Source organism: Demequina rhizosphaerae, from assembly GCF_000971255.1.
GTDB classification, from domain to species: domain Bacteria; phylum Actinomycetota; class Actinomycetes; order Actinomycetales; family Demequinaceae; genus Demequina; species Demequina rhizosphaerae.
Window position 1 is genome coordinate 624,234 of sequence record NZ_BBMC01000002.1, and the last position, 22,339, is coordinate 646,572.

Consider the following 22,339-nt stretch of genomic DNA (forward strand, 5'->3'; position numbering starts at 1 on the left):
CCTGGCCGTGCTGGCCGCTTCCGCGGATCCCCGAGATTCTGTACTCGCTACTACCTCTGGGGGAAACGCTGATGGCGAAGAAGGCCTTCATCACGGGAATCACGGGCCAGGACGGCTCGTACCTCGCTGAACTGCTGCTGAGCAAGGGGTACGAGGTGCACGGGCTGATCCGCCGCGCCTCGACCTTCAACACCCATCGCATCGACCACCTCTATGTGGACCCGCACAACCCGGATGCCAAGCTCTTCCTGCACTACGGCGACCTCTCGGACGGCGCCCGCATGGTGACGCTGCTCGCGGAGATCAACCCCGACGAGGTCTACAACCTCGCCGCGCAGTCGCACGTGCGCGTGAGCTTCGACGAGCCGGAGCACACCGCCGACACCACGGGCACCGGCACCATTCGCCTTCTCGAGGCCGTCCGTCTGTCCGGCATCGAGACGCGCTTCTACCAGGCCTCCACCTCGGAGCTCTATGGCGCGACTCCCCCGCCGCAGAGCGAGACGACGCCGTTCTACCCGCGCTCGCCCTATGCCGCCGCGAAGCTCTACAGCTACTGGATCACCAAGAACTACCGCGAGGCCTACGACCTGTTCGCCGTCAACGGCATCCTGTTCAACCACGAGTCCCCGCGCCGGGGCGAGACGTTCGTCACCCGCAAGATCACGCGCGCCGTCGCGCGGATCAAGGCCGGCGTCCAGAAGGACATCTACCTGGGCAACCTCGACTCGATCCGCGACTGGGGCTACGCCGCCGAGTACGTCGAGGGCATGTGGCGCATGCTCCAGGTCGACGAGCCCGAGGACTTCGTGCTCGCCACCGGCGTCGGCTACACCATCAAGGACTTCCTCGAGACGTCCTTCGGTCATGTCGGTCTCGACTGGCAGGAGTTCGTCAAGTTCGACGAGCGCTACCTGCGCCCCACCGAGGTCGACGCCCTCATCGGCGACCCGTCCAAGGCCGCCGACAAGCTCGGATGGACCCCGACCATCGACGGCAAGGAACTCGCCAAACTCATGGTCGACGCCGACGTCGAGGCCCTCGAGAAGGGCGGCGACTGGATCGACACCGTCAACCTGGCCTCGTGGACCACGAACGACTCCCTGCAGGGGATCAAGTGACCGCGGTCGACGGCGTCGAGTTCACCCCGGCGCCGCTGGACCGTGACGCGACGTTCTACGTCGCGGGGCACCGCGGCCTTGTCGGCAGCGCCATCGTGCGCCGCCTGGAAAGCGCGGGCTTCACGAACATCGTGGGCCGCGCCTCGTCCGAGCTCGACCTCAAGGACCGCGACGCGACCTTCGCGTTCTTCGCCGAGACCAAGCCCCGCTACGTCGTGCTCGCCGCGGCGAAGGTCGGCGGCATCCTCGCGAACAACACGTACCCGGTCGACTTCCTGTCCGACAACATCCGGATCCAGACGAACGTCATCGACGCGGCGATCGCGCACGACGTCGAGCGGCTGCTGTTCCTGGGCTCGTCGTGCATCTACCCGAAGTTCGCGCCGCAGCCCATCCCCGAGGACAGCCTCCTCACCGGCCACCTCGAGCCGACCAACGACGCGTACGCGATCGCGAAGATCGCCGGCATCCTCCACATCCAGGCCGCCCGCCGCCAGTACGGCAAGGCGTGGATCTCGGCGATGCCGACGAACCTCTACGGCCCGAACGACAACTTCTCCCCCAAGGGGAGCCACGTCCTGCCGGCGCTGATCCGCCGCTACGACGAGGCCGCCAAGTCCGGCGCGCAGTCGGTGACCAACTGGGGCACCGGGTCGCCTCGCCGCGAGTTCCTCCACTCCGACGACATGGCCGACGCGTGCCTGCACCTGCTCGAAAACTACGACGGACCCACCCAGGTCAACGTCGGCACCGGCACCGACGTCACCATCCGTGAGATCGCCGAGACCATCGCGCAGGTGACCGGCTTCGAGGGCGTCACCGAGTGGGACACCACCAAGCCCGACGGCACCCCGCAGAAGCTCCTCGACGTCTCCCACCTCGCCGAGCTCGGCTGGACCGCCCAGATCTCCCTCGAGGAGGGCCTGCGCCGCACCCACGCCTGGTACCTGGAGAACGCCGCACACCTGCGCGGTTGATCAGCACCCCGCCGCCTGCTCCGTGAGCACGGTCGGCGGCATGTCCCGCGGCCCGGGCGTCACCACGACGCCCGGGTCGCCGAGGCCGGTCTTCTTCGCCGCGAACTCGTACGTCAGCCTGACGCTCTCCCCCGGATCGAGCGTCACCCGCTTCTGCGACATCGCGCGACCGTCGTGCGTGTCGGCCACGATCTCCGTCGGCTCGCCGTCCAGCCGCGTCGAGACGACCTCGGTCCCGACCACCGGGTACACCACCACGTTGGCCTGGAACTGCCCCTCGGGCACGAACACCCCACCGCCACTGACGTAGTACGGCAGGTCCGCGACGTCGCCGCCGAACGTGTGGGCGAGGTCCAGCTGAAGCACCTGGGAGGCGAGCGACCCGTCCGCGCACATCATGTTGACGACGGTGACGTTCGTCTCGACGTAGTAGCCGATCTTCGACCCCGACCCGTCGTTGAGGAACACGCCCAGCGCATCGTCCTCCTCGAGGAACGTGCCCGAGACGGGCGTGCCGGCGAGGACCTCCTCCTCGTCGCCGTGCGCCGACCACAGCAGGAACCGGTGCGCGTCGATCGCCCTCTGCACGCCTGCGACCGGAGACGCCTTCCCGGAGACGATGCGTCCGAAAAGGTCCCGCGCGGTGCGGACGAAGAACTGGTCCTGGTCGAGCGGGTCGTCGTAGAGGAAGTACGCCTGGTTGAGGAGCACGTCGGCGAGATTGGCGCCGGTGATGGTGAGCCCCTCGGTCTCGAGCGCGGGCGCACCCTCGAGCATCCAGCCGAGCGCCACCGGGTCGACCGAGACGACGCCGTCGACGACGGTGCCGTGCTCGTGCTCCCAGAACGCGCTGAGCAGCTCCGCGGTGCGGGGGAACTCGGGAGTGAAGTTCGCGTCGTGCGGGTAGACGGCCATGAGCTCGGAGAAGATCCGCTCCTCGTCGGCGGTGAGCTCCGCCACGCCGTCGTCGACCACGAGCGAGCGCGCCGCATCGTAGGCACCGAGCGACATGTCGCCGTCGTCGACGGTGAGCTCGAGGAACGCTCCGGGGAGCCCGCCCGTGGTGCGTGGCTCGGCGTTGTTCTGCACGACCACCAGGTACGTGCGCGGGCCGTCGCCCCCCAGCATCGTCGGGAGGAGCTCCGCGGTCACGCGTGCGCCGTCGACCATGGCCGCGAGGCTCTCGAGCTGCTCCTCGAGGTCCTCGAACGGCTCGCGGACCTGGTCGACGGTGCGGGCGAGGTCGATCGCCGCGAGCGCCTCGACCTGGCCGTCGAGCGCCCCCGACGCCTGCTCGAGCGCCGGGCGGTACGGCTCGAGCATCTCCGGGTCGATGCGTCCCCCCTCGAACGCGGGCCCGGCGAGGGCGTCGAGGTCCTCGAGCCCGGCGAGCGGCTCGAGGGCGTCGTGCGCGACGGCGCCCACGGCATCGCCCGCCGCGATCAGCGGCCGCGCCTGCTCCTTGACCCACGGCACGTGCGACGCCAGCCACCAGTGGGGTCCGTGAGTCGCGGCGCCGAACACGTTCGCGGCGTCCTCGAGCGACGCCACCTCGGCCTGGAGCGCCTCGACGTCCCGTGCCTCGAGGGCCTGGCGCGCCGCCGCGGCGTGCGCCGTCAGCCCGTCGGCCGCGCTCTGCAGCCGCATGCCGTCGTACGCGAACAAGGCGGCGACCACGCCGACCGCGACCAGCACGGCGCCCGCGACCACCCAGGGCCAGCGGCGCCTGCGCGGCGGCTCGACGACGGCATCGTCGCCCATCAGCACTCACCCCCAGCGAGTCGGCGGCGCCGGCTCCAGTCCCTCGCTACGTCTCACGCATCCTTCGCGGCACGAGCCGAGCGCGCCCGCACCGGCATCTTGTCCTCGTCGTCGATGTCCTCCAGAGACGCGGCGATCTGCTCGAGCGCGGGTCCCAGCTTCTCCCGCTCGGGCCCGTCGTCCGCGTCCTGCGACAGCTCCTCCAGCGCAGGGAGGTCGTCGCCGTCGGGGTCGTCGTCCGGCGCGAGCGTCGGTACCGTCGCGCCGTCCTCCGTCGCCTCCGGCGCCTCGTCGGCATCCTCCGCCGCCTCGTGGGCATCCTCGGCCGGTTCGTCGGCGTCCGTCGCCCGCTCCTCGGCCACCTCCGCCTCGTCGCCGGTCGCCTTGCCGTCGGTCGGCCCCGCCGGGACCTCGTCGTCATCGTCGTCCGCGGACGCCGAGTCCGACACCGCAGGCGGACCGAACTCGTCGGCGACCTTCGCGGTGTAGCCGTAGCCGTACGCGTAGACGTCGCGGTGGGGACCGTGCTGCGGCACCGCATCGAGGACGATGCCGAGCACCCGGCCGTTGACGCGCTCGAGCGCTCGGAGCGCACGGTCGAGCATGTCGGTGGTGGTGCGACCGGCGCGGGCCACCATCACGGCGCCGTCGGTGTGCACGGTCAGGATCGCCGCGTCCGTCACGGGCAGCAGCGGCGGCGTGTCCACCAGCACGGTGGTGTGCTGGGGGAACGAGTAGAGCAGGGTGCGCAGCGCGTTGGAGCCGATGAGCTCCGACGGGTTCGGCGGGATCGGACCCGCGGACATCACCTGCAGGTTGCCGGTGTCGCCGTACGGCTGCAGCACGTCCTCCACGTTGGCGCGTCCCACCAGCACGTCCGTCAGTCCCGCGTCGTTGGACAGCCCGAGGTTCGCGGCGAGCTTCGGCCTGCGCAGGTCGGCGTCGATGAGCACGACCTTCCGGTCGGACTGCGCGAGCGCCTCGGCGAGCTTGCAGGACACGGTCGACTTGCCGTCGCCGGGAAGCGCGGAGGTGATGACGATGACGCGAGGCGGGTCGTCGACGCTCATGTACTGGAGGTTGGTGCGGAGCTCGCGCACCGCCTCGTTCATGAGCGGATCCGGCACCGAACGCGACGGCCCGGACTTCGCCAACGCCCCGACGTACGGGAGGGCGCCGATCACCGGGAGCGAGAAGGCCCGCTCGACGTCGTCGGCGGAGCGCATGTGACGGTCCATCGAGGCACGGATGATCGAGTAGGCCACGCCGGCGGCGAGGCCGAGGACGAGGCCGATCGCGACCATGAGCTTGGTGTTCGGCGATGACGGCGAGGACGGTAGGTTGCCGGAGTCGAGGGTCTGCAGGGCGACGATCGACTCGCCGGTGCCGTCCGCGCCCGACTCGAGCTCCGCCACCTTCGCGGTGAGGCCCGTGATCCAGCCCTGGGTGAGCTCGCGCGCCGCCTCGGGCGACGGCCCGGTGGCCGAGATCCGCAGCACCGCCGTGTCGAGCGGGTTCGCCACGGTGATCCGCGTGAGCACGGTGTCCGGCGACTCGTCGAGCTCCATCTCGTCGACGACGTCCTCGGCCAGGCCGCGCGACTTCGCCACATCGAGATACGAGGTCACGCGCGCGGCCGCGTAGTTCTCGGCCACGAGAGCCTCCGCGAGCGTCTCGGCCGCACCCGTGGACACGATCACGGATCCCGTGGACGTGTAGACAGTCGGCTGGAGCAACGTCCAGCCGAACGCGAGGCCTGCACCCATCAGCGCAGCCGAGAAGATCACCAACCAGTGAGCGCGAACGATGCGCGCCAGTACGCCGATGGTCACGAAGCCCCCCCTTGCCTGACCATAGGGGCAGTGTATGGCGGGACCGTCAACCACGGAACCCCTGGTCTCCGACAGTTGTCGGGCCCGTCTCCCGACGTCCCCGAAATCGCCCTGGCGCAGGCCCGATGCCGCGATTAACCTGAAGGCGGGCCGGCCCGGACCGCGTCCCCTTCCTGAGGGACGCGGCATCGCGTTCCGGCGGCTGCCGTGATGACGGTGTGGGGGGACAGTGAGGCAAGAGGCACGATCGTTCTCGGAGACGCGGATCGCCGCGCCCCGCGAGCGGCTGCGGCTCCATCTCGACCCGAACCTCCGGTGGAAGGCCACCTGGACGGCCCTGATCATCGGCGCGATGAGCGCGTCCTATGTCCGGGTGGGCGCGCAGCTGTACGTGGCCGAGGTGCTGCTGACCCTGCTGGCCGTGATCGCGCTCGCGTCGCCCGAACGCCTGCCGCTGCCCCGCTGGATCCCGTGGACCCTGGGCGCATGGGCGACGGTGTCGCTCGTCAGCGACCTCGCCGCGGGGTCGGGGATGATCGACTCGCTCAAGGGCATCCTGCGGGTGTTCATGGTGACCACCTGCACGATCGCGCTCGTCCACATGTTCGCCAAGGACCGCGCGACGGTGCGGTGGCTGTGGGGCGGGACCGCAATCGCGGGCGTCATCGCGTACGTCCTTCAGCCCGACGTCTACGCGGCTGTGCAGCCGTGGAAGTTCGGCCTCGGCATGCCCGTGACGATGGCGGTCATCGTGGCGGTCTCCGCGCGCCGGCGCTTCGACGCATTGGGCGCGGCCATGATCATGGCGCTCGCGGTCGCGCACTTCGCGCTCGGCTTCCGCACCATGGCGATCGTGTGCGCCATCACGGTGATGCTCCTCATCGTCGCGCGTACCCATCAGGACGGGCTGCCCCGCCGCGCATGGTTCCGGCTCGCGACGGTGGGCGCGATCGCGGTGATGGCGACGGTCGCGGTCGTGGGCCTGTGGGACCAGCTCGCGCGCAGCGGCTCGCTCGGCACCGACGCGACCGCCAAGGCGAGCACGCTGGACGGCCAGTACGGCACCATCCTCGGCAGCCGCTCCGAGGTGCTCATCGCCGCGCTCAGCATCACCCACGACCCGGTGCTCGGCGTCGGGACCGGCGGCACGCCGGCCGCGGTCGTCGACAACTTCGCCGCACAGCTCTACGAAACCCTCGGGTACTCCTACGTCTCCGACAGGATCACCGAGGGCAGGGCGCTCTTCCACTCCATGGCTCTGGGGACGGTCGCCGAGAACGGACTCATCACGCTCGCCTTCTGGGCCGGGTTCGTCGTCCTGGTGATCCGCGCCCTGGCGATGGTCCTCGCCGGCTCGGCACGCTTCCCCGTGCTCGCCACCTTCCTCTCGGTGCTCGCGCTGTGGGACACCTTCTTCAGCCCGTTCGGCGCGGAGCGCCGCTTCTGGGTCGCGGCCACGATCGCCACGCTCCTCGTAGCGACACGACAGATAGGAGACGACCATGACCACGATGTCGGTCGTGACAGTGTCGATGAACCAGCGCGAGTACCTCCCGCGCTGCGTCGAGAGCGTGCGGAGCCAGCTTCGCGATGGCGACGAGCACATCGTGATGGACCCGGGTTCGAGCGATGGCTCCCGTGAGTGGCTTGCGGACAACCCGCACGACCGGCTGATCACGGTCCTCGAGCCCGACAGCGGGCCGGCCGACGGCCTCAACAAGGGCCTGGCGCGTGCCCAGGGCGAGATCTTCGTCTACCTCAACTCTGACGACGAGCTCGCGCCGGGAGGCCTCGACCTCATCCGCTCCCACTTCGACGACAACCCCGAGGCCGATGTCGTGGTCGGCAACGGCTGGATCATCGACGAGGCGGGCACGCCGATCAAGTACATCCTCAGCGACCGCTTCACCCCGATCCGCTTCGCGCTGGGGATCGGGATCGTGCTCCAGCAGGCGACCGGCTACCGCATGAGCTCGCTCGAGCGCCTCGGCATCAGCTTCAACGAGCAGAACCGCCTCGCGTGGGACGCGGAGCTGCTCTTCGACCTGCAGAAGGCGGGAGCGCGCTTCCACTACACCGACGACGTGCTCGGGTACTTCCGCGTCTACGACGGCACCATCACGACGACGCCGGAGAACGCGGAGGCGCACCTGCGCGAGCGCCACCGGCTCGTGGTCGCCACAGGCACGTCGCGCTACCCGCGGCTGCTCGACACGGTCGGCTTCCCGCTCCGCGCGCTCAAGTACGCGCGCAACCTCCCCAAGCGCGCCGCCGCGTTCGAGACCTTCCCCGGCCTGGCCTAGCGGGTTCCACACGATGGCTGTCGCCGACGAGGAGACCTCACGGTACCGACGCGGGCTGTCCGCGCGTTTCCTGGCGCTCGCAAGCACGTTCGGCCTGCAGGTCCTCCAGGTGCCGATCCTGCTCGGCGTGTTCGGCGCCGAGGCCTACGGCAACTACCTCGCCCTCATCGCCATCCCGGTGATGTTCACGCTCTTCGACGGAGGCCTGCTCGGCGCCTCGTCGACGCGACTCCTCCAGCTCGTCGCCCAGGGCGACCTCAATGAGGCCTCACGCGTGTCACGCGCGGTCGTGACGGTCATCATGGCGGTCTCCGGCCTCCTCGCGCTCGCCGTGCTCGTCGTGTCCTTCGTGGTCTTGACGCCGCTCACGAACTACGACACCGGCGACCCGGCGAACATCATCTTCTTCATCTACTCCCTCTACGCGACGCTCAACCTCATCACCGGGGTGATCGAGGGTGCCCTCCGCGCGGCCGGCCACTACCCCTTCGGGTGGCTGTACCTCGCGCTCATGCGGACGGGCGAGTTCGCGCTCGCCGCGGCCTCGCTGCTGGTGAGCCCGTCGCTCGTCACCTTCGTCTCGGTCCTGCTGGTCTCGCGCCTCGTCGGGCTCGTGTTCATGTACCGGGCCGCGCGCCGGCGCGCGCCGTGGTTCGACCTCCACGTGACCCGCCGCATCGGCACCGCCTTCCACGGCATCCGCACGAGCATGGTCGGCACCTTCGCCCAGCAGCTCTCCATCGCGGCGCTGCTCCAGGGCACGGTCATCATCGTCTCGGCCTCGCTCGGACCCACGGCCGTCGTGGCGCTCACCGCGACGCGCACCATGGTCAACGCGCTGCGCATGGTGGCCGACACCATCATGAACGCGCGCATGCCGAGCCTCACCCACTACAGCGCGCGCGGCGACGGGTCCGCCGCCAAGGCGGCCTTCCAGCGGGCGGTCCGCCACGTCGCGATCCTCATGACGGCGGGCGCGATCGGCCTGCTGTTCCTCGGCCAGCCCATCCTGCGCATCTGGACGCACGACACGGTCGGCGACGACCGGGCGCTGCTCGTCTGGTACATCGTGGCCGTGCTCGTCGAGGTCGGCTGGCTCTGCGCGATCTCCTGGCCGATGGCCCACAACCGCCACTTCGTGTCGACGTCCATCTACACGGGCGCGACGGCCTCTGCCCTGCTCGCGATCTGGATCGTGATGCCGCAGCCGGTCGCGACGGTCCCGATGGTGCAGGCGGGCGTGATGACGCTCGGCCTCCTCGTGTGCCTCGCCCACCTGAGGCGCGCCAAGATCGGCGTCCCGACCACCTCACCTGTGACCGACGCCGTGCCGTGACCTCGCGGCCGCCGCGCCGTTATCCTCGACCCGACACCGCGGGCGAGACACGAGGAGCACGATGGCCAGGATCCTGACCGTATGCACGGGGAACATCTGCCGCTCCCCTGCCGCGGAGCTGCTGCTCGACCGCGCGCTCGGTGACGTGGCCTCCGTGTCGAGCGCGGGCACGCACGCGCTCGTCGGCCACGGCATCCCCGGGCCGATGCTCGCCGAGCTCGCCGCTGACAGCCTCGACGGAACGCTGCACGAGGGCCGCCTGCTCACCGAAGGGCTGATGCGCGACGCCGACCTCGTCGTCACCATGACGGCCGAGCATCGCCAGCTCGCCGTCCGCACCGGGCCGTTCGCCCTCAAGCGCACATTCACGCTCGCGGAGCTCGCCGCCTCTGCTGGCACGGGCGCGACCCTCGAGGGATCGACACCGGCGGACAGGCTCGCCGACATCCCGCGAGCGATCGCCGCGCATCGTCACGTGCTTGCGGGATACGACCTCGACGACGTGCCCGACCCGTTCCGGCGCGACCGCGACGCCTACCACGACTCGTACTCGCTCATCCGCGGGGCCGTCGCCGAGCTCGCCGCCTGGGTGCTCGGCACCGACGGCTGACGCCGCACGCCACGGCTCGACTAGCGGGAGGCGGCGCTGGGCTCGGCGACCATCTCCTCGATCTGCTGCGCCGCGCGCTCCCACGTCCAGTTCTCCCGGGCGTAGGCGCAGAGCCGCTCCGCGGATGATGCCGCATCGTCGCGCGCCGCGTCGACGAGCGCGGACGCGAGCACGTCCGGGTCCTGCGGATAGGTGTGCGTGGCGCCGTCGCTCTCGGCCTCGAGCATCGCGACCACGTGGTCGCTGGTCACCACGGCCATGCCGGCGGCGGCTGCCTCGGCCACCGCGATACCGAAGCTCTCGTCGTCGCTCGGCAGGATGAACACTCGCATGCGGGCGAGAAGCGCGCGCCGCTCGCCCTCCTCGACGGCTCCGAGGAACTCGACGTGATCGCCGATGCCGAGGCGTTCGCACATCTCGCGTGGGTCGTAGGGCAGCCCGGGCTCGATGGGGCCCGCCACCACCAGGGGGTGGCCCTGCTCCGCGAGGCCGGACCGCGCGTACGCCTCGATCGCGAGGTCGACGCGCTTCTTGCGTGCGACGCGGCTGAGGAAGAGGACGCCGCGCCGGTCCTTCCAAGGGGTGTCGATGCGGTGCAGCGCCGGATCGACGCCGAGTGCCATCTCGGTCACACCCGTCAGGCCGCGCTCTCGCAGGTAGCCGGCGTCGTGACCCGAGTCCGCAACGATTCGGTGCGCGTGACGCATCGCCGGCGCAAGGATGAACCGATCCCAGGCGCTGTTGAGCACGGGATTGTTGGGCGCGTGGCCGCGCGTCCAGACCCCGTGGGGAGCGACGAGGAACGGCACCCCCGCGCGCCGCGACTCGCGCATCGCGTCGATCAGGATGAGCCCGTAGACGCCGTGCACGTGCACCACGTCGGCGTCGGCGACGGCCTCGCGCAGCACACGCCGCATGCCGCGTCCGTAGCCGAGCCGTCCGGGGCCGACGAGCGGCACGATGCGCGCCTCGGCGCCCTCGACCTCGCGATCGGCGGGGGTCTCCGCGCCGACGTCGGTCGCGACGACGGTGACCTCGTGCCCGCGATCCCGCTGCACGGGCAGGAGCCCCCGCAGCAGGGTCGTGGGCCCTCCGAGCTTCCTGCTGATCCCCGGGGCGACGTGCAGGATCTTCATGCTCCAACTCCCTCAGCGAGCGGGCACGCGACCGAGAGGACCCCGGCCGCACCCTGTGGATACGGAGGGCCCTCGTCGGCCCGCTGTCGCGGTGCGGCGGCTGCGGTTCCTGCCCCAGCACTCACACCGCGTCGGTCCTTCTAGGATCGATCGTCCACCGACGTACGTCGAGCGGCGATGACGACGGTGGCGGCGCCGGCGAGCAGCAGCGCGCCCGCGCCGATCGCCATCTCGGTGCCACCGAAGCCGGTGGTCGAGAGCGTCTCCGTGGCGGTGCCGGTCGTCGTCGTGCCGGCGTTCAGCACCGACGTCGTCGTGGCCGTCTCGGTCGTCGTCTTCTTCGTCTCGACCGCGGTGGTCTTCTGCGTCGTCGGCGTCTGCGTATCGGTCGGCGTCGACGTCTCCTCGGGCACCGTGCCCCCCTGCGGGTTCGGTGCGACATAGGCGAACGCGGCCGCGGGAATCAAGCTCAAACCCCCAGCCAGAACTGCAACTGCGATGGTGCGACGGATCATGTCGTCACTTCCCCCTCGTGCCCCTCATGCGAGCACGGCCCCCCGACCGGCTCCTTCTCGACAGTAGCACCGCGCATCCGTTTTGTCGCTGTTATCCCAGTTTGCCAAGGCGTTGGCGCAGGATGCGCCCGCGTCAGCCTAGGAGCGTGGGCTCGCGGTGCCGTTCGAAGCCGGCGCGCGCGAGCGCGCAGCCCCGGCCGAGGAGTCGAGGATCGCCTCGAACCGGTCGACCGCCGCCTCCTTCGACAGCTGTTCGCGACGGTACCGCTGCCCCCCCGCGCCGAGCCGCGCCGCCCGCTCTGTGTCGAGCCCGACCTCCTCGACCGCGGCCAGCAGGGCGGCACCGTCCCCCGAGGGCACCACCACGCCGGCACCCGCGCGGCGGACCTCCTCGGCGCTGGCGCCGCCGGGGTCCACCGAGGCCACGACGGGCCGTCCGGACGTGAAGTAGGACGTGAGCTTGCTCGGCACCGACATCTCCGCGACGCCCGGGCGCTCATTGACGACGAGGACGTCGGCGGCGGCAAGGGCGTCCCGGAAGGTGTCGTCGTCCAGGGTGCCGACGAAGTCGATCGCGGCGACCCCCTCGGCGGCCTCCATGAGGCGCTCGCGGTCCGACCCGTTGCCGACCATGACGAAGCGCACCCGCGAACCCTGCTCGTCCGCGAGCGCGGCGGCCTGCACGACGGTGTCGAGCCCCTGCTTGACGCCCATGTTGCCCGCGTGGACCGCCACGATCGCGTCGCCCTCCCAGCCGAGCCGTGCGCGCGCCCTCGCTCTGTCGGGTGGCGGCTGGTCGGCGAGGTGCGTCCAGTTGCGGACGATGTCGATCCGACCCGGGTCGATCGCATAGTCGCGCTCGATCGCGGCGGCGAAGCGCTCATGGATCGCGACCACGCGCGTCGCACGCGCCAGCACCCATCGTTCGACGGCGCGCACGACCCGCGTCGCGGCACCGCCGCCGCCGGTCTCCGACAACCCGACTCCGTAGAGGTCCTGCACCCAGACGATCACCGGGGTGCCGCGGTCGAGCAGCACCGATCGAGCCATCGCCACGGCGGTCGCGAACAGCGCCGGTGAGACGAGGATCCTGACCCGCGCCGGCGCCCACCGCGACAGCGCGGCACGGAACCCGAAGCTCGTCTCCGACAGCAGCCTCATCACGGAGCTCGGCCGGCTCGGCACGAAGTGGCGCAGGCGCGTCAGCCGGACGCCCGCATCGTCCTCGCGGACCGTCCAGCCGCCGTAGCCCTCGTAGATGCGCCAGCCCGGGTAGAAGGGGTGTGCGGCGGTGACGCGTACCGTGCGGCCGCGGCGGACGAGCTCACGCGCGAGCGACGTCGAGTACGGCGCGTTCCCGGTGGGCTCCGGCGCATAGTGGACGCTGATGATCTGGACGTCGGCGAACCCGTCGGCCTCGCGCATGCGACCCACCTCCCTCAGCGATGCAGCCAGGTCAGTATGCGCCAGACTTCCCGACCACGGCCCAGAACGTCCTCAGGAGGATGACCACGTCGCCGCCGAGCGACCAGTTCTCTGCGTAGTACGCGTCGAGCTCCATCGAGGCCTCGGGCGACAGCGAGGAGCGGCCGCTCACCTGCCAGAGCCCGGTCATGCCCGGCTTCACGAGCAGCCGGCGCTGCTCGAGGTCGCCGTACTGCTCGACCTCGGCGGCGATCTGCGGGCGGGGCCCCACCAGGGACATGTCGCCCTTCAGCACGTTGAGGATCTGCGGGAGCTCGTCGAGCGAGTAGCGCCGCATGAAGGCGCCGAAGCGCGTGACCCGGGGGTCGTTCTTGGGCTTGTAGAACATCCCCACCTCGTCGCCGCAGACCTCCTGGAGACGCGCCTCGGCGCCGACGACCATCGAGCGGAACTTGAGCATCGCGAAGGGCTTGCCGTCCTTGCCGATGCGCTCCTGCCGGAAGAACACGGGGCCGCGGCTGGTGAGCTTCACGAGCGCGGCGATGACGAGCATGGGGATCGCGGCGATGGCCAGCAGCACGGCGGCGCCGACACGGTCGACCGCGTCCTTGAGGGAGTAGCGTGCGCCGGAGAACGCCGCGGAGTCGACGAAGAGCAGCGGGACGCCCTCGTGTCGCGACATCAGCACGCGCGGGCCCGCGACGTCGGAGATGCCGGGGGCGACGATCAGCGTCACGCCGGTTCCCTCGAGCGCCCAGCCGAGACGGCGGGCCTCACCCATGGAGACGGCGTCGTTGGCGGTGAGGATGATCGCACCGGCGTCGTGGCGCTGCACCAGATCGGCCGCATCCTCGATCGGGCCGAGCACGGGCACGTCCTCGAGGTCCGCCTCGAGGCCCGCGCTGGAGGGGTCCGCCAGGCACACGCCGACGACCTGGTACGCGGATTCGTGGTTGCGGCGGAGACGCCGCACCAGCTGCTCCGAGGTGCGACGCGGCCCGGCAACGATCACGGGCGTGCGGCACCGACCGACATCCCGCTGCTTGTTGAGCCACGCACGCCACACGCGCCGGTAGCCCAGCAGGACGAGCGTGCCGAGCGGAAGCGCGAACAGCAGGTAGCCGCGGCTGAAGCCCCACTGCGTGAAGAAGCCGATGATGGCGACGATGGCGACCGTACGCATGCCGGCGCTGACCACCCGCTGGTACTCCTGCGGGCCCTCCCCGAGGATGCGCGAGTCGCGCGACCGCAGCCACCCGAGCTCGAAGATCCACAGCGCGGAGATCGCCACCGTGATCCACCAGTGGTGGATCCCGACCGTGCCGAGGTGGGACGCGAGCGGCACCCACCCGAACTGCACGCCGTGCGCGATCACCATCGTCATCGCGACGACGAAGACATCGGTGAGCGCGATGCGCCGCTCGAGCGGCTTCGCCCACGCGCGCGAACCCTTACGGACCGCCGCCCCGGCCTTCGTGGATGCGGATACTGCTAGCGCCATGGAAGTCCCCCCGCTGTCCCGTGCGCCCGCGGGGTCTCAGCGACCCCGCCTGCCCGTCACGCGTCCTTCGTGGTGCGCCGCGCGGCGATCATGACGGTCGCGGCACCGGCGACGAGCAGCGCGCCCGCCCCGATCGCCATCTCGGTGCCGCCGAAGCCGGTGGTCGAGAGCGTCTCGGTCGCGGCAGTGCCCGTGCTCGTCGTCGTGCCGGCGTTGAGGACCGACGTCGTCGTGGTCGTGCCCGTGGTCGTCTTCTTGGTCTCGACGGCCGTGGTCTTCTGCGTCGTCGGCGTCTGAGTGTCGGTCGGCGTCGACGTCTCCTCGGGCACCGGCCCGCCCTGCGGGCTGGGTGCGACATAGGCGAATGCGGTGGCAGGGATGAGCGCGATCCCCCCAGCGAGAACTGCAACTGCGATGGTGCGACGGATCATGTCGTCACTTCCCCCTCATGCCCCTCATGCGAGCACGGCCCCCCGACCGGCTCGTTTTCGACAGTAGCACCGGGCGTCCGTTTTGTCGCTGCTTTTCCCTTCGACCCTTTTGTGGCGCAGGAATCGTGCGAAGCAGGGGCTATGCGGGCGCGGGACCTTCGAACAGCTGCGAGCATGCGCGCACGCCGCTGTCCGCGCCATCGGGGTTCGGGGAGGCCGCGACACACGCGACCGCGCCGATGCTGAAGTCAGGGTCGAGGATGTTGGCACGATGCCCGGCGGACCCCATCCAGAGGTCCACGACCTCGGCCGCGGAGAGGTCCGTTCGCGACAGGTTCTCACCCGCCTTCGCGCCCTCGTGGCACGTCGAGACGAGCACCTCGTGCTCGAGGTCCGGCTCGTCGACGAACGGCGCTGCGCGGTCGGCTGCCTTCTCCGCGAGGCAGTCGTTCCAGACCAGCGCGTCGAGCCCCTCCGCGACGCGCTGCTCGTTGGAGAGGTCGAACAGCTCGCGCGCAAGCTCGGCCGGCGGAGTCGGAGGCGTCGAGCAGGACGCGAGGGAGGATGCCACGGCAAACGACGCGACGAGGGTCGCCGCAGCGCGGCGGGCGCTCAGCATCCGTCCTCGAGCCACACCTTGACGAACGCCGCGCTCTGGTAGGCGTAGTGATAGGCCCAGTACCACGGGTCGAGATGCTCGCCCGAGGACACGTACGCGATGTCGCCGTCCCAGCACCGCTCCATGATGACGCGCGTGCGCGTGAGGTGGGGCGTGGTGGTGATCACCGCCACCGATTCCCACCCGTGCTCGACCACCAGGTCCGTCATCCAGCGGGCCTCCCCGCGCGTGGTGAACGGATCGGGCATGGCGCAGTGCACCTCGTAGTCCTGCGGCTGCTCGCAGGCGTCGACCGCCTCCGGCCACTTCTCGCGGTCGTCCGGCTCCTCGGTGAGCGACACCACCATCGTGTCCGTGAGCCCGTCCGCGATCATGGCCTCCGCGAGCTCCATGCGCGGCGCGGTGGGAGGACCGATGACGTAGACGGCGTCGACCTCGCGCGGCTCGTCGCTGGCCGGCAGCACGTAGAGCGGCACCCCGATCAGCGCCACCAGCACCGCGCCCGCGGCTCCGACAGCAACGAGACCCTTCCCCCAGTTCACGAGAGGAAGGCTACTGTGCGCGCGTGTCGGTCAGATGTCCGGGTCAGCATCCGCTCTCGAGCAGCACCTTCACGAACCCTCCGGTCTGGTACGCGTACTGGTAGATCCATTCGCCCAGCGGCGGCTCCTCGCCGGAGTCGAGGTAGACGAAGTCTCCGTCCCAGCACCGCTTCATGATGGCCCGGGTGCGGGAGATGTGCGGCCGGTACGTGATCACGGCCACGGACTCCCACTCGTGCTCGTCGATGAGGTCGCGGATCCACCGTGCCTCGCCGCGCGTGGTGAAGGGATCCGGCTGCGCGCAGTAGACGTCGTAGTCCCGGTCCTCCTCGCACGCCGCCGTTGCGGGCGCGAACCATTCGCGCAGCGCCTCGTTCTCGGCGAGGGAGACCACGAGCGCGTCGGCAAGGCCGTCCTCGACCATCGACTCGGCCATGGCGATGCGGGTGTCCGTGGGCGGCCCGATGACGTACACCGCGTCCACGGCGCGCGGCTCGTCGTGGGCGGGGAACACGTAGAGCGGCAGGCCGGCGGCGGCGATCGCGATCAGCATCCCCGCGGCGATCATCCCGACGATCACCCACCGTCTCCCCAGCCCCATGGGGCGAACACTATCCCGGGCGCATGACGGGCATATGTCGCGTTTCGGTCAGCCCTCAGGCGCGAAGCGCCTCGCCCACCTTCTCCCCCACCAGCCGCGCCGCGCGCGCCGTGTAGTGGACGCCGTCGTTGGACATCCCCGGCGCCCAGCCGTCGCCGTCACGCACGGGCGCTGGCGCGTCCACGAACTCCCAGCCCTCGGCCTCCGCGAGCGCGCGGAGCCAGCCGTTGTAGACGGGCGTCGTGGGGCCGAGCTCGGGCTCGAGCGGCGGGATCGCGAGCAGGAGCACGCGCGGCGGCGGGCCCACGATCCCGGCGATGTCCCGCAGTGCGCCCGCGGTCTCGTCGAAGGGCAGTCCCCAGGCGAGGTCGTTCGTGCCGAGCGCGAGGATGAGCACGTCCGCCTCGACCGCCACGGCCCGCGAGCGCTGGTGCAGCGACGTCGCGCCCGGGACGGCCGTGCCGCCCGCGAGCACCGCATCGTCCCCCAGGGCGGTGTAGAGGTACGACGACCGGTCGAGCCCCTCGGCGGTGAACGACGGCGAGAAGCCCACCGACAGCGAGTCCCCGACGACCGCGACCCGCGTCACGCCCACGGCTCGTCCGCGACCACCACGTCCGCCCCGCTGTGCGCGGATTCCACGATCGCGAGCGACAGCGCGTGGTCCCACAGCCCCTCCGCGAGCGGGTAGGGCGCGGGCCCCTCGCCGCGCGCCCACCTCCCGGTGTCGAGCAGGATCTGCGCGACCGCGAGATCGTCCTCGGACATGCGGCTCGCGTGCCAGGCGTTGCGGTAGACCACGTCGCCGTCGAAGCTCATGTGCCACAGCGCGTTGCCCTCGAGGTTGAGGTCGACGCCGGTGCGGCGGTGCTCGAGCCGGCCCGCGACCGGGCCGTCGGGGGTCATGCGCAGGACGGAGTCGTCGGCGATCTCGCCGTGCGAGCCGCGGATGACGATGCGGCGGTGCAGGTACGGGTTCCACCACTGGTTGTCGACGAAGTCGTACAGCCCGAAGCGGCCGTCGCCGAGGTCGAGCGTTGCGATCGTGGTGGTGCGGGGCTCGGCCGGCGGCACCGCGGTGGCCCCGCCCGGGACCGCGGCGGCCTCCTCGCCGGCCCCACGACCGACCCACCCGTCGGGCGTGAGCGGATCGACCATCGGCGCGGTGAACGTCCGCGCGTTCACCCGCACCCCGGCGCCGGTCACGGGAGCGCCCGCGCCGAGCATCGTCCGAACGAGCGAGACCGCGTGATAGAGGTGCGTCGACGACACCTCGACCGTGTGCGGCGCCCCGATCACGCCCCTCTCGAGCAGCGCGATCCGCGCCGCATGGCCGGGCATGCGCGTGTACTGCTCGGCGACCTGGACCAGCCCGGACGACCCGACGTCGGCCCACAGCGACCGCAGCCCGTCGAGGTCCGGCGCGGGCGGCGTCTCCGCGAGCACCGGCACACCGGCGCCCACCACCTCGCGGATCACGCCCGGGCTCGCCTCCCACGGCACCGCCGCCACCACGAAGTCGGGCCGCAGGCTCAACGCCTGCTCGAGCCCGTCGACCGGCAGGTGGTCGTGCAGGTGCGCCGAGAACGGCGCGGCGGCCGCGCGGGCCTCGCGCAGCGCATCGTGCGCCCGGCCGGGGTTGCGCCCGACGATCGCGACCGGCTCCAGCACCTCCGGCGCCATCGCCGCGAGGCGCAGCATGAACCGCGTCCGCCAGCCCGTGCCGACGATCGCGAAGCGCACGGGCCCGCCCGTCACCGCGACTCCATCCGCTCGACCAGCAGCTGCGCCAGATGCCTGCCCTGGACGCCGGCGAGGTCGTCGGCCTGCGTCCGGCACGAGACCCCGTCCGCGAGGTAGATCGAGCCCTCGGGGGCGGACCGCAGCGCGGGCAGCAGCGAGTTCTCGGCGACCTTCACGGAGGTCTCGTAGTGACCCTTCTCCGTGCCCCAGTTCCCCGCGAGGCCGCAGCATCCCGCGGTCTCGGTCACGGAGGCGCCGGCGCGCGCGAGCAGCTCGCGGTCCGCCGCGTACCCCATCACCGAGTACTGGTGGCAGTGCGGCTGCACCACGGCCTCGACGTCGTCCAGCGACGGGATCCGCCAGCCGTCGCGCGGCTTGACCGGCGCCCGGCCGGTGAGCACCTCGGCCAGCGTGTAGGTGGACGATGCGACGGCGCCGGCGCGCGGGTCGTCCGGCAGGAGCTCGGTGAGGTCGCTGCGGAGGACCCCCATGCACGAGGGCTCGACGCCGACGATCGGCACCCCGTTGACGGCCCACGGCCCGAGCACGCCGAGCAGGTGGGACAGGTGCTTCTTGGCGCCGTCGAGCTGGCCCGTCGAGATCCACGTGACGCCGCAGCACGCGTCGCCCGCGACCACCACGACGTCGATCCCGGCACCCTCGAGCACCGAGACGATCGCGGTGGGGATCTCGGGGTCGAGGCCGTCCGTGAACGAGTCGGCCCACAGGACCACGAGGTTGTCGAGGCGGGTCGCCCTGTCCGGGTTCGCGCGGCGGGCGCGCGCGACGGCCGACCGCCGGAACGGCACCTTGAACTCCGGCAGGCGGCGGCGCTTGTCCATGCCCGCGACCGGGACGACCAGGCGTTGGATCCAGTCCGGCTTCAGGACGGTCGAGATCAGCCGCGGCGCGAGGCCCACGAGCTTGAGCCAGCGCGGCAGCCACCCGATCGAGTAGTGGGTCATGGGCCTGACCCGCCCCTTGTAGGTGCGGTGCAGCACCTCGGACTTGTACGCCGCCATGTCGACGCCGCTGGGGCAGTCCGAGGAGCACGCCTTGCACGACAGGCACAGGTCGAGGCTCTCGAGGACCTCGGGCGAGGTCAGCCCGCCGATGAGCGTGCCGTTGAGCGCGTCCTGCAGCACGCGGGCGCGGCCGCGGGTGACGTCCTTCTCGTCGCCGGTCGCCTGGTAGCTGGGGCACATGAAGCCGGATCCGGCGCCGATCGAGTCCGCGCGGCACTTGCCCACGCCCGTGCAACGGTGGACGGCCTCGGCGAGGTCGCCGTGGTCGTGCTCGAGCGCGAGGCCGAGGGCCGGCGTGCGGGGCGCGGCGGGGCGGCGCAGGTGGGCGTCGAGCGGGTCGGGATCGACGATGACGCCCGGGTTGAGCAGGTTCTCGGGGTCGAAGAGGTGCTTGACGCCCCGGAACAGCGCGACGGCCTCGTCGGAGTACATGGTCGACAGCAGCTCGGAGCGGGCGCGGCCGTCGCCGTGCTCGCCGGAAAGCGATCCGCCGTGCGAGGCGACGAGCGCGGCGGCGTCCTCCATGAAGGCGCGCAGCGGGCGTCCGTCCTCCTGGAGCGGGATGCCGAGGCGCACGTGGATGCAGCCGTCGCCGAAGTGGCCGAACGGCTGGCCGACCACGCCGTGGCGGTCCATGAGCGCGTCGAAGTCGCGCAGGTACGCGCCGAGCCGCTCGGGCGGGACGGCGGCGTCCTCCCAGCCCGGCCACGCCTCCTGGTTGTCGGGGGTGCGGCCGGACAGGCCGGCACCGTCGGCGCGGATCGCCCACAGCCGGGCGGCCTCCCTGGGGTCCGCGACCTCGCGCCAGACGTCGGTGCCGGAGTCCGCCGCGAGCGCGGCCAGCGTGGCGCGCGCCTCGTCCTCGGTCTCGCCGCCGACCTCGACGAACAGCCAGCCGGCGCCGTGCGGGAGGTCGGGCACGGGCCCGGTCGCGCCCGCGACGCGCGCGACGAGGCGGGCGTCGAGGCCCTCCACGGCCTGGGGACGGTGCGCGAGCATGGGGACCACCGCATCGGCCGCCGCGGGCATGTCGGGGTAGCCGAAGGCGGCGGTGAGCCGCACGGGCGGCACGTCGACGAGCCGCACGGTCGCCTCGAGGACCGTGGCAAGCGTGCCCTCGCTTCCCACCAGGAACTTCGCGAGGTCGCCGCCCAGCTCGGGCAGCAGGTGCTCGAGCGAGTAGCCGCTCACCTGGCGCGAGAAGCGGCCGAACTCGGTGCGGATGAGCGCGAGGTTGGCCTGGACCAGCTCGTCGAGCCCCTGCACGGAGTCGACGCCGCGCGAGCCGGCGGCGAAGACCCGCCCGAGCCCGTCGACCGCGTCGAGCGCGAGGACGTTGTCGGCGGTGCGCCCGAAGGCGACGGCGTGCGGGCCGCACGCGTTGTTGCCGATCATCCCGCCGAGCGTGGCGCGAGTGGAGGTCGACGGGTCGGGGCCGAAGCGCAGCCCGGCGCCCGCGACGGCCGCCTGGAGGTCGGACAGCACCACGCCGGGCTGGACGCGCGCGGTCTTGGCCTCGAGGTCGACGTCGAGGATGCGGGTCATGTGGCGGCTCGTGTCGAGCACGAGGCCCGGGCCGATCGCGTTGCCCGCGACCGAGGTGCCGCCGCCGCGCATCGTCACCGGGACGCGGATGTCGTGGGCGACGCTCAGCGCGGCCAGGAGGTCGGAGGCGTCGCGCGGGTAGGCCACGACGGCGGGCGGGATGCGGTAGTTGGAGGCGTCCGTGGAGTACTCGGCGCGGCGGCGCGGCGACACGTCCACCTCGCCGTCCATGGCGCGCGCGAGGGCGGCCGCGAGATCCGCGGCGTGGGCCGGGGCGGGAGTCTGGGGCGCCGTCGTCGTCACGCGCGCCATTCTTCCACCCCCGCCCCCGTGTGCTGCCAGGGACGTCGGGCCCGGGCGAGCCGCGCATCGTCCACGCGCACGATCCTGTCGGAGACGTGTCAAACAGTTGCAGACGTGACAAATGGGACGCACGATGAGTCATAGCCCGAGGGAGGCCTCATGCAGCCGTTGCGCGCACTCGCCTTCGCGACCGTGCTCGCCACCGCCACCGCCGGAGGCGCAGCGGTCGCGGCGTCGGTCGTGACCGCGATCGAGGTCGCGGCGACCACGCCGAACGTCAACGTCAACGTGTCGTGCGGCTCGCAGATGAACCTCGACATCACCTACAACGAGGCCCCGGAGATCGAGGGCGTCAACTGGGTGTTCACGGTGACGACGTCGGAGGGCGACGTGTTCGTGCTCGAGGACATGGACTCCGACCTCATGGGCTTCCACCCCGTCATCCCGGCCGAGGACCTGCCCGACGTCAACTACACGTTCACGGTCGACGCGCAGTACGGCGACGAGGTGTTCCTCGGGGTGTTCTCGGGTTCGGTCGTGTGCACGACCGAGCCGCCGGTGACGACGCCGACCCCGACGCCGACCGAGACCGAGACGACGGAGCCGACCACCGAGCCGACGTCCACCACGGACCCGACCTCGACCACGGAACCCACGTCGACGACCGAGCCGACCTCCACGACCACCTCGGAGCCCACGGAGACCGCGACCTCCGAGCCCACCGAGACCGCCACCGACGGCACGGACACCGGCACGGACGTGCTCGACGACAGCTCGGGCGCCTCGCCGGTCCCGGGCGACGCCGACTACACCGGCTAGCAGGGGCGTCACGCCCAGACGGCGGCGAGAAGAGCGCAGTCCCACGCGCCCCATCCGTCACACCCGTATCGCCGCCCCGCATCAGCCACGGAGATTTCGCGACGCACGCGCCGCGCCGAGAGCCCGGCGAGACGATCGAAACAGCTGGGGGTAGCGGTGCCATTGCTGAGGGCCCCCACGTCCCCCCGGCGTTG

At 71.5% G+C, this 22,339-nt stretch carries 20 protein-coding genes; 7 read left to right on the forward strand and 13 right to left on the reverse strand.

Features of this window, described 5'->3' with window-relative positions; genetic code table 11:
• Positions 1–71: 71 nt before the first annotated feature.
• Complete coding sequence (gene gmd, locus AOM07_RS03025; RefSeq protein WP_062311247.1) at positions 72–1,121, forward strand: GDP-mannose 4,6-dehydratase; 1,050 nt, start codon at positions 72–74, stop codon at positions 1,119–1,121.
• Positions 1,118–2,098 (forward strand): GDP-L-fucose synthase family protein, encoded by a 981-nt coding sequence (locus tag AOM07_RS03030; RefSeq protein ID WP_062311249.1) that lies wholly within the window; start codon positions 1,118–1,120, stop codon positions 2,096–2,098. Before gmd ends, AOM07_RS03030 begins: the two co-directional genes overlap by 4 nt.
• Here AOM07_RS03030 and AOM07_RS03035 read toward each other — a convergent pair whose 3' ends face one another.
• Positions 2,099–3,859, reverse strand: a complete 1,761-nt coding sequence (locus tag AOM07_RS03035) for a DUF4012 domain-containing protein (protein WP_062311251.1) — start codon at positions 3,857–3,859, stop codon at positions 2,099–2,101.
• 53 nt (positions 3,860–3,912) lie between these two features.
• Entirely contained in the window at positions 3,913–5,625 is a 1,713-nt protein-coding gene (locus tag AOM07_RS03040) for a tyrosine-protein kinase domain-containing protein (protein ID WP_228374357.1), read from the reverse strand.
• 295 nt (positions 5,626–5,920) lie between these two features.
• Here AOM07_RS03040 and AOM07_RS15085 point away from each other — a divergent pair, with 295 nt between their 5' ends.
• The 4 genes from AOM07_RS15085 to AOM07_RS03060 all read left to right on the forward strand — a co-directional run bounded on the left by AOM07_RS15085 (position 5,921) and on the right by AOM07_RS03060 (position 9,940).
• Entirely contained in the window at positions 5,921–7,333 is a 1,413-nt protein-coding gene (locus AOM07_RS15085; RefSeq protein WP_062311256.1) for an O-antigen ligase family protein, read from the forward strand.
• Positions 7,224–7,994 (forward strand): glycosyltransferase, encoded by a 771-nt coding sequence (locus AOM07_RS03050; RefSeq protein ID WP_267127776.1) that lies wholly within the window; start codon positions 7,224–7,226, stop codon positions 7,992–7,994. The genes AOM07_RS15085 and AOM07_RS03050 overlap by 110 nt, the downstream gene beginning before the upstream one ends.
• Before the next feature lie 13 nt (positions 7,995–8,007).
• The gene (locus tag AOM07_RS03055; RefSeq protein ID WP_062311260.1) at positions 8,008–9,330 is read left to right on the forward strand and encodes a lipopolysaccharide biosynthesis protein; all 1,323 of its coding nucleotides are present in this window, start codon (positions 8,008–8,010) and stop codon (positions 9,328–9,330) included.
• Positions 9,331–9,391: 61 nt separating this feature from the next.
• Positions 9,392–9,940: an arsenate reductase/protein-tyrosine-phosphatase family protein gene (locus AOM07_RS03060; RefSeq protein ID WP_062311262.1), complete on the forward strand. Its 549-nt coding sequence runs from the start codon at positions 9,392–9,394 to the stop codon at positions 9,938–9,940.
• A 20-nt stretch (positions 9,941–9,960) separates the two neighbouring features.
• Here the strand turns inward: AOM07_RS03060 and AOM07_RS03065 are convergent, their stop codons facing one another.
• The 11 genes from AOM07_RS03065 to AOM07_RS03115 all read right to left on the reverse strand — a co-directional run bounded on the left by AOM07_RS03065 (position 9,961) and on the right by AOM07_RS03115 (position 21,335).
• The gene (locus AOM07_RS03065) at positions 9,961–11,076 is read right to left on the reverse strand and encodes a glycosyltransferase (protein ID WP_062311264.1); all 1,116 of its coding nucleotides are present in this window, start codon (positions 11,074–11,076) and stop codon (positions 9,961–9,963) included.
• Between the two features lie 140 nt (positions 11,077–11,216).
• Complete coding sequence (locus tag AOM07_RS03070) at positions 11,217–11,591, reverse strand: hypothetical protein (protein ID WP_156171758.1); 375 nt, start codon at positions 11,589–11,591, stop codon at positions 11,217–11,219.
• A gap of 138 nt (positions 11,592–11,729) precedes the next feature.
• The gene (locus AOM07_RS03075; protein ID WP_084830053.1) at positions 11,730–13,016 is read right to left on the reverse strand and encodes a glycosyltransferase family 4 protein; all 1,287 of its coding nucleotides are present in this window, start codon (positions 13,014–13,016) and stop codon (positions 11,730–11,732) included.
• 31 nt (positions 13,017–13,047) lie between these two features.
• Positions 13,048–14,517 (reverse strand): sugar transferase, encoded by a 1,470-nt coding sequence (locus AOM07_RS03080; RefSeq protein ID WP_062311268.1) that lies wholly within the window; start codon positions 14,515–14,517, stop codon positions 13,048–13,050.
• Between the two features lie 56 nt (positions 14,518–14,573).
• Positions 14,574–14,948, reverse strand: a complete 375-nt coding sequence (locus tag AOM07_RS03085; RefSeq protein ID WP_156171759.1) for a hypothetical protein — start codon at positions 14,946–14,948, stop codon at positions 14,574–14,576.
• A gap of 139 nt (positions 14,949–15,087) precedes the next feature.
• Positions 15,088–15,519 (reverse strand): CAP domain-containing protein, encoded by a 432-nt coding sequence (locus tag AOM07_RS03090; RefSeq protein WP_169748119.1) that lies wholly within the window; start codon positions 15,517–15,519, stop codon positions 15,088–15,090.
• A gap of 41 nt (positions 15,520–15,560) precedes the next feature.
• Positions 15,561–16,109: a YdcF family protein gene (locus tag AOM07_RS03095; RefSeq protein WP_156171760.1), complete on the reverse strand. Its 549-nt coding sequence runs from the start codon at positions 16,107–16,109 to the stop codon at positions 15,561–15,563.
• Positions 16,110–16,152: 43 nt separating this feature from the next.
• Complete coding sequence (locus tag AOM07_RS03100) at positions 16,153–16,710, reverse strand: YdcF family protein (protein ID WP_156171761.1); 558 nt, start codon at positions 16,708–16,710, stop codon at positions 16,153–16,155.
• A 55-nt stretch (positions 16,711–16,765) separates the two neighbouring features.
• Positions 16,766–17,299 (reverse strand): SGNH/GDSL hydrolase family protein, encoded by a 534-nt coding sequence (locus tag AOM07_RS03105; protein ID WP_169748120.1) that lies wholly within the window; start codon positions 17,297–17,299, stop codon positions 16,766–16,768.
• The gene (locus tag AOM07_RS03110) at positions 17,296–18,468 is read right to left on the reverse strand and encodes a Gfo/Idh/MocA family oxidoreductase (RefSeq protein ID WP_062311280.1); all 1,173 of its coding nucleotides are present in this window, start codon (positions 18,466–18,468) and stop codon (positions 17,296–17,298) included. Before AOM07_RS03110 ends, AOM07_RS03105 begins: the two co-directional genes overlap by 4 nt.
• The gene (locus AOM07_RS03115) at positions 18,465–21,335 is read right to left on the reverse strand and encodes an FAD-binding and (Fe-S)-binding domain-containing protein (RefSeq protein ID WP_062311283.1); all 2,871 of its coding nucleotides are present in this window, start codon (positions 21,333–21,335) and stop codon (positions 18,465–18,467) included. Before AOM07_RS03115 ends, AOM07_RS03110 begins: the two co-directional genes overlap by 4 nt.
• Positions 21,336–21,485: 150 nt before the next feature.
• Between AOM07_RS03115 and AOM07_RS03120 the strand changes: the two genes are divergently transcribed.
• Positions 21,486–22,145: a hypothetical protein gene (locus AOM07_RS03120; RefSeq protein WP_062311285.1), complete on the forward strand. Its 660-nt coding sequence runs from the start codon at positions 21,486–21,488 to the stop codon at positions 22,143–22,145.
• Positions 22,146–22,339 lie beyond the last annotated feature (194 nt).

Excerpts from the sequence above, each read along its gene's own strand:
- AOM07_RS03120 (WP_062311285.1), top strand. The coding sequence starts at position 21,486 with ATGCAGCCGTTGCGCGCACTCGCCTTCGCGACCGTGCTCGCCACCGCC.
- AOM07_RS03060 (WP_062311262.1), top strand. The coding sequence starts at position 9,392 with ATGGCCAGGATCCTGACCGTATGCACGGGGAACATCTGCCGCTCCCCT.
- AOM07_RS03040 (WP_228374357.1), bottom strand. The coding sequence starts at position 5,625 with ATGGGTGCAGGCCTCGCGTTCGGCTGGACGTTGCTCCAGCCGACTGTC.
- AOM07_RS03070 (WP_156171758.1), bottom strand. The coding sequence starts at position 11,591 with ATGATCCGTCGCACCATCGCAGTTGCAGTTCTGGCTGGGGGTTTGAGC.
- AOM07_RS03115 (WP_062311283.1), bottom strand. The coding sequence starts at position 21,335 with ATGGCGCGCGTGACGACGACGGCGCCCCAGACTCCCGCCCCGGCCCAC.
- AOM07_RS03100 (WP_156171761.1), bottom strand. The coding sequence starts at position 16,710 with ATGGGGCTGGGGAGACGGTGGGTGATCGTCGGGATGATCGCCGCGGGG.
- AOM07_RS03085 (WP_156171759.1), bottom strand. The coding sequence starts at position 14,948 with ATGATCCGTCGCACCATCGCAGTTGCAGTTCTCGCTGGGGGGATCGCG.
- AOM07_RS03055 (WP_062311260.1), top strand. The coding sequence starts at position 8,008 with ATGGCTGTCGCCGACGAGGAGACCTCACGGTACCGACGCGGGCTGTCC.
- AOM07_RS03065 (WP_062311264.1), bottom strand. The coding sequence starts at position 11,076 with ATGAAGATCCTGCACGTCGCCCCGGGGATCAGCAGGAAGCTCGGAGGG.
- AOM07_RS03050 (WP_267127776.1), top strand. The coding sequence starts at position 7,224 with ATGAACCAGCGCGAGTACCTCCCGCGCTGCGTCGAGAGCGTGCGGAGC.
- AOM07_RS03035 (WP_062311251.1), bottom strand. The coding sequence starts at position 3,859 with ATGGGCGACGATGCCGTCGTCGAGCCGCCGCGCAGGCGCCGCTGGCCC.
- AOM07_RS03075 (WP_084830053.1), bottom strand. The coding sequence starts at position 13,016 with ATGCGCGAGGCCGACGGGTTCGCCGACGTCCAGATCATCAGCGTCCAC.
- AOM07_RS03080 (WP_062311268.1), bottom strand. The coding sequence starts at position 14,517 with ATGGCGCTAGCAGTATCCGCATCCACGAAGGCCGGGGCGGCGGTCCGT.
- gmd (WP_062311247.1), top strand. The coding sequence starts at position 72 with ATGGCGAAGAAGGCCTTCATCACGGGAATCACGGGCCAGGACGGCTCG.